Genomic DNA, 5,422 nt, shown 5'->3' on the forward strand with positions numbered 1-5,422 from the left:
ACCACCCGGACACCCTGACCGCCCGCGCCAACCTCGCCGTCTCCTACCGGAAGGCCGGACGGACCAGCGAAGCCATCCATCTGCTGGAGCAGGTGATCACCGACCGGGAGAGGCTGCTGGGCCACGACCACCCGGACACCCTGACCGCCCGCGCCAACCTCGCCGTCTCCTACCGGAAGGCCGGACGGACCAGCGAAGCCATCCATCTGCTGGAGCAGGTGATCACCGACCGGGAGAGGCTGCTGGGCCACGACCACCCGGACACCCTGACCGCCCGCGCCAACCTCGCCGTCTCCTACCGGAAGGCCGGACGGACCAGCGAAGCCATCCATCTGCTGGAGCAGGTGGTCGCCCATCAGGAGAGGCTGCTGGGCCACGATCACCCGGACACGCTGACCGCCCGCGCCAACCTCGCCGCCTTCTGCTGGCAGGCCGGACGGACCAGCGAATCCATCGAGCTGCTGGAGCAGGTGCTCACCGGCCGGGAGCGGCTGCTGGGCCACGACCACCCCCACACGCTGACCATCCGAAGCGTGCTTGGCCGGTGGCAGTCGGCACAGGATGGCGTTGATCCCGCCCACAAGTGACCGACAGCCGGCCGGGACAGGCATGACGGGTCGACGTCGAGCCGCTCCGGGTCGGTGAACCGCACGAGGAGATGTTCAGCCGGTGGGAAGACCCAGCCAGGATCATGGCAGTCGGCACTGACAATCGGAGGGGCCGGTCCTCATCCACCCCGGGCCGCCCCGGTGTTCGCCACCAGAGGCTCGGGGCTCATGACGAACGGAGCGCCGGCACCCACGCGGGACCGGTCGGTCGATGGCCGCCGCGCGCTCGCGCTGATCGACGAGACTTCAGCATGCGCAACGGGGCCGGGACGAGGCCGGCTCCGTGACCGCGCGGCTATGCGGCTCGCTGGGAGGCGGCGGCGTCAGGGTGCAGGTCGTCGAGGGTGAGCTGGTGTGCTGGCGGATCGGGCAGGATCACCCGGCGGTCGGTGTGCAGGTCGGGGCCGACGTGCACGAGTTCGCCGGGCGCCATCGCGTGCCAGTGGGGGTTGTCGTCCATTGGTTCGCTGGCGACGATGACGGCGGGGTGGCCGGCCAGATGGGCGGAGTGGACGCGCATGCGGCCGTGACTGCCGCTGTGGTCCAGATGGCGGCTCCCGTGCGGGCCGCCCGCCGGGCGCTCAAGGACGTACAGCTCATGGGTCTCCGGGTAACGCAATGCCCACAGCTGGTCGGGGGTGACGAGGATCAGGTTGAGGGCGTAGACGGGCAGGTTCCGGGCGACCCAGCGAGCGGCGTGCTCCATTCCGGCGGTGACGTCGCCACCGTGCTTGCGTGTCTCCTTGGTGATCAGGGCGAAGAACCGCTCGGAGTCGGTGTCGCCCCTGACCAGTGACCGGTCATCGCCCAGGTGGTCATCGAGCTGGTCCAGGCCCTCGATGACTCCGTTGTGCGCGAACAGCCGTCCCTCTTGCTGGAAGGGATGGGTGTTGCGGGCCTCCAGGCTGCCCGTGGAGGCGAAGCGCACGTGGGCGAGGAAGGTGGCGGACTGCACCTGCCGGGCGTCCTGGGCGAAGGCGCGGTCCCGATAGGCCGCGATGGGGGCCTTGTCGACGTGGGGGGTGCCGTCGCCGGCGAAGTACCCCAAGCCGGTGCCGTCGGGGTCGCGATGGCTCTGCCGGCTGAGGCTGTCGGGTGCGTCGAGGAGCCAGAAGGTGGCGCGGGTGCGGTTCGGGGCGCTGCTGAGGCCGAACAGGCGGCACACGGGGTCCTCCTCGATCGCCGGACATGACGATTGTCGCCGGTGGCGGGGCACGTCGACCACTTCGGCGTCCTGCATCGATCAGCTTCGTGGATCCATCAGCGGGCCGAGTGGAGGCGGGCAGCCGGGTGCGATCGGCGTGTTGAAGCCCGTGCAAGAGGGGCGGGGCAATGCCGGCTCGCTCGGCGAACAAATAATGGGTTGCCTGTCGGCGATGGTGGTGTATGCAATGGCCAGCATGATCACCCAGGTGCGCCCGCCGGCCACGGCGAGATGAGACGAACGCGTACTGCGGGGCCTTGCCACTTAGCGATCCGGGCGAAGCGGCAGCCGAATCGCCACACGGGAGACACCCACGGATGAATACGCCACCATCGCCGCTTGGAGCGGAACGGACTGATGGTTCACCCGTCCGGATCGGCGCACTCGTTCCGCTGACTCGGCCTGGCTGGGTCGAGGCAGGCCAGCACTTGCTCGCTGGACTCGAGCTGGCCGTTGGCGAAGTCAATGAGGCCGGCGGGATCGCCGGCAGACCACTGGAGCTGGTGGTCCGAGACACCGCGGCTGATCCTCAGAGGGCCGCGGCGGCCGTGGACGAATTGGCTCGCCTGGGCGTGGCTGCGCTGGCTGGGGAGTATCACAGCGTCGTCGCTCGCGCCGCTGCCACCAGGGCCGGCACCCTCGGCCTGCCGTTCCTCTGCTCGTCGGCGGTTCTCGACGCGCTCACCGAGCAGCCGACGGAATGGGTCGCGCGCCTCTCCCCGCCGCAGTCCCGCGGCTGGCAGATCTACGCGGACTTCCTCCTCAGCGCGGGCCACAGTCGTATCGCCACAGCCGCCGTGCCGAGTGTCTACTGGGCATCCGGGACCCGCATTCTGCACGACCATCTCGCTCCACGCGGCGGCACCGTCATCGAACTCGACATGCGCGCGCTCACCCCCACGGCCGTGTGCGACGCACTCGTCGAGAACCGCGCGACAGCCCTCCTCCTTCTGGTCGGCCACCCGGAGCCGGCCGTGTCGATAGTCAAGTCCGTCCGCCGCGACCAGCGCCTCGCCGAGGTCATGATCGGTGCTCCGGCCGGGCAACCGGAGTTCCCCGAATGGGGCGCGCTGCTGGGCGACGACAGCACCGCGATCCCGTTCTTGCGCTACCTGCCCGAGCGCCTCAGCCCACTCGGTGCACGGGTCGAGACGGCCCTGCGCGAGCGGCTCGCCGAAGCGCCCTCCTTCGTCGCCTTGGAGGGCTACGACACGATCGCCGTCCTCGCGGATGTGCTGCGTTCTCACGGCACGGACCGGGCGCGCATCGCCGAATCCTGGCCGCGCGTTGCAGTCGAGGGCACCCGCGGGCAGATCCGGTTCTCCCGCACGCCGGGCATCAGCGTTTGGCAATGGGCGTCGACGCCGATCCAGGTCGTTGACCGAGATCCGGCGACACCCGATCGCTTCCGGATCCTTCACGCCGGCTGAGGAGAGAGCACGGAGGTCCGACTGCCCAGATCTGTCGGGCGTCAAGCACCGGCATACGACAGCTAGGACCTGTCCGGTCGATCAAGCCGGGCTCGATGTTCGGGAAGCCGCACCGCCAGGGTGCTACGGATGCACCTCTGTCGGATCAGGCGGCGACCGGTTTGCGGTAGCGGGCGTACTCGTTCTGGCGCCGGAACCCTACGCTTTCGTAGAGGTCGTAGGATCGCTGGGGATTCGCGGTCCCGGTGTACAACCGGGCGGTCTTCGCACCGTGCTTGCGAAGACATCGCAACCCGTCCAGCAGCAGGGCCCGTCCAAGGCCCAGACGCCTTGACTCTGCCCGGATGCTCAGTTCTTCGACTTCGCCCACAGTTGGGTCGTGCCGACGGATGGAGCACAGGGCGACCCCGGCCATGCTTCCCCCGTCCCAAGCAGCCCGCCAGCAGGTCGGGTCGGCCGTGGCGAGGAAGCTCTCGAACGTCCACTTCTGGGTGGAAGCGGCATCTGCATATGAATCGACGACCGTCTTCCAGGCCGCGCGGTAGTTACTTGGATCGACCGCATCGATTCGGATGCCGGCCGGCAACGGCTTGCCGTCGGGGAGCTGTCGGAGATCGGCCAGCTCCAGCTCTACCAGGCTGAAGACACGCCGGTATCCCGTTTCGAGCAGCAGCGCCGTTGCGTCCTGTTCAGAGGCCATGGCGTTCGCGCCGAACACAGCCGTCTGTGTGGTTCCATGCTGCTGCACGAGCTGGCGGATACGGCTTTCTGCCCAGTTGAGCATGGCTGAGCCGATGCCCTGGCCGCGGTGCTCGGGCAGTAGGTAGCCGCGGTGCAGGTACAACCACGTTCCGTCCCGCTCCTGCCACCACCTGATCGTCGAGTAGCCGACGACGCCACCGTTGTGCTCCACCAAGACCTGGTTCTGGGACGGGTCGTCGAGCTTGGCGGAGGCTTCGGCGATCTCGGCTGCCGTCGGGATTCCTTCCACAACCGAGCGGGCGTCGGTCCGATCCCGCTGTGCACAGCCCAGCCGCACAGCGGCCATCGCGTCATGGTCGTCGTGGCCGCGATACGGCCGGAAGACATAGCCAGGCAACCGTTCCCGCGATGCAGGGCCGCTGCCGCTGTTCACGTCCACATCAAGACCCCCGTTACGTTGGATATGCGGTGTCATCGATCACGGAAGCGTAGGCTGTGACGATCACACGGCAGAACTCGTTTTCCGCAGCATGACCGTTCGCGGGGACTTGACGGACGAGGCGTGGAACCGGCTGCGGCCGTTACTGCCCATGAGTAACGGCCGGTGTGGCAGGTGGCGGGACCACCGCCAGGTGATCGACGGCATCCTGTATCGGGTACGGACCGGGGTGCAGTGGCGTGACCTGCCGGAACGCTTCGGACCGTGGAAAACGGTCTATGAACGGCACCGGCTGTGGTCGGCTGATGGGACCTGGGAGCGTCTGCTTCAGCAGGTCCAGGCCGCAGCCGATGCAGCTGGCGAGATCGACTGGGACATCTCCGTGGACTCCACCATCGTGCGCGCGCACCAGCACGCTGCCGGCGCCCGCACCGACCCGCCGCCGACCCTGCATCAAAGGGGGCCACAACGGCAGAACACCAGGACGAAACGCCGTGGCAGAACCTGCACGGCCACCTGGTGGAGGTGGCGCATCGGGTGAGGGCCTGGGCCGCTCGCGCGGCGGCTTCACCACAAAAGTCCATCTGAGCGCGGACGGACGCTGCCGCCCGCTGTCCCTGCTCGTCACGCCGGGGCAGCGGGCGGACTGCACCCAGTTCACATCGGTCCTGGAGAAGATCCGCGTCCCACGACACGGGCGCGGCAGACCGCGCAAGAAGCCTCAGAGCGTCGCGGCCGACAAGGCGTACAGCAACGGGCCCTGTCGCCAGTACCTGCGACATCGAGGCATCCGGCACACCATTCCGGAGAAGGCAGACAGCCAGGCCGCCCGCCTACGCAAAGGCTCACGCGGCGGACGGCCCCCAGGTTTCGACGAAGAGCGGTACAAGAAACGCAACACCGTTGAGCGAACGATCAACCGACTCAAGCAGGCACGAGCAGTCGCCACCCGCTACGACTGTGAGGATGTTGGGGTGCCGCCTTGGGTGGTGGTCTGGCCCGCGATACGACTGGCCCTGGTGCCTTGCGTTTGATCTGC

Annotated in this window: 5 protein-coding genes; 3 read left to right on the forward strand and 2 right to left on the reverse strand. The window is 68.4% G+C overall.

The window, feature by feature from the left end; genetic code table 11:
- Window positions 1-587: tetratricopeptide repeat protein (locus tag ACZ7DL_RS38830; RefSeq protein WP_470781750.1), on the forward strand; the 587-nt coding region annotated here is incomplete at its 5' end.
- A gap of 316 nt (window positions 588-903) precedes the next feature.
- Here the strand turns inward: ACZ7DL_RS38830 and ACZ7DL_RS38835 are convergent.
- A complete protein-coding gene (locus ACZ7DL_RS38835) occupies window positions 904-1,773 on the reverse strand; it encodes a class II glutamine amidotransferase (RefSeq protein WP_470781756.1) in 870 nt (289 codons plus the stop codon).
- A 356-nt stretch (window positions 1,774-2,129) separates the two neighbouring features.
- Between ACZ7DL_RS38835 and ACZ7DL_RS38840 the strand changes: the two genes are divergently transcribed.
- Entirely contained in the window at window positions 2,130-3,242 is a 1,113-nt protein-coding gene (locus tag ACZ7DL_RS38840) for an ABC transporter substrate-binding protein (protein ID WP_470781752.1), read from the forward strand.
- A 145-nt stretch (window positions 3,243-3,387) separates the two neighbouring features.
- Here the strand turns inward: ACZ7DL_RS38840 and ACZ7DL_RS38845 are convergent, their stop codons facing one another.
- Window positions 3,388-4,383: a GNAT family N-acetyltransferase gene (locus ACZ7DL_RS38845; protein WP_470781757.1), complete on the reverse strand. Its 996-nt coding sequence runs from the start codon at window positions 4,381-4,383 to the stop codon at window positions 3,388-3,390.
- 91 nt (window positions 4,384-4,474) lie between these two features.
- Here ACZ7DL_RS38845 and ACZ7DL_RS38850 point away from each other — a divergent pair.
- A protein-coding gene (locus ACZ7DL_RS38850) for an IS5 family transposase (protein WP_470781754.1) occupies window positions 4,475-5,417 on the forward strand; the annotation gives its coding sequence in 2 pieces (ribosomal slippage) (window positions 4,475-4,857 and window positions 4,856-5,417; 945 coding nt in all).
- The last annotated feature ends 5 nt before the right edge of the window (window positions 5,418-5,422 follow it).

This window comes from Streptomyces sp. NPDC036984 (assembly GCF_055607665.1).